At 62.4% G+C, this 1,037-nt stretch carries 1 protein-coding gene; it reads left to right on the top strand.

Annotation, left to right across the window (positions count from 1 at the left end):
• Positions 1-88 precede the first annotated feature (88 nt).
• On the top strand, positions 89-1,037 hold a 949-nt coding region (locus tag EN943_RS37130), incomplete at its 3' end, for an IS481 family transposase (protein ID WP_095770220.1).

Below are 1,037 nucleotides of genomic sequence, written 5' to 3'. Positions count from 1 at the left end.
CTAGGTGTGAGCTTTCGAGAGGTTGTCCATTCGGACCGGACCGAGGAGACTGGAGTTACCACGCTTCAGCATCCATCGGAGGGTCCGAATGAACATCCACAAGAATGCCCGTCTCACACCGCTGCGTCGAGAGGAGATGGCGTTATCGGTGATAGAAGGCGCTTTTTCCAAAGCCCATGCGGCGCGCGTCTATGGCGTGTCGGCCAAGATCGTGGCGCGCTGGGTCGAGCGCTATAAGACCAAAGGGCGGGCCGGCATGGTCGACCGCTCGTCGCGGCCCACCGTCATGCCGAGCCTGACCGAACAGTCCGTGGCCGAGCGCATCGCAGCCTTGCGTCGCCAGCGGCTGACCGGCAAGCACATCGCCCATGAGGTCGGCGTCTCGCCCGCCACCGTCAGCCGGGTTCTCAAGCGTGCCGGGCTGTCGCGGCTCAGGGATATCGAGCCGGCCGAACCGGTCCGGCGCTACGAGCGGGAGCATCCCGGCGAGATGATCCATATCGACATCAAGAAGCTCGGCCGCTTCAGCCAAGTCGGCCATCGTATCACCGGCGATCCGCAAAAGGGCAAGTCGCGCGGCGCCGGCTGGGAGTTCGTCCATGTCTGCATCGACGACGCGTCCCGCATCGCCTTCTCGCAAATCCTGCCCGACGAGAAAAAGGAGTGCGCCATCGCCTTCCTCAAGGCCGCGGTCGCCTATTACGCCAGCCTCGGCGTCACGATAGCCCGCGTCATGACCGACAACGGCTCCTGCTACAGATCAAAGGCCTTCGCCAAGGCCTGCCGCGATCTCGGCCTCAAGCACGTCACGACAAGACCCTATACGCCCAAGACCAATGGCAAGGCCGAGCGCTTCATCCAGACAGCACTGCGCGAATGGGCCTACGCCATTGCCTATCCGACATCCGATCATCGTGCCGCCGAACTGCCTGTCTGGCTGCACAGATACAATTGGCATCGTCCACATGGCAGCCTAAAGTCAAAAACGCCTATCAGTCGCCTCGCCCTGATCGAGGACAACCTGTTGAAGCTCCACA

The organism is Mesorhizobium sp. M7A.F.Ca.US.006.01.1.1 (genome assembly GCF_003997935.1).
Lineage (GTDB): Bacteria > Pseudomonadota > Alphaproteobacteria > Rhizobiales > Rhizobiaceae > Mesorhizobium.
Note: the sequence above shows the minus strand (reverse complement) of the source record. Positions and strands in the feature narration are given on the sequence as shown.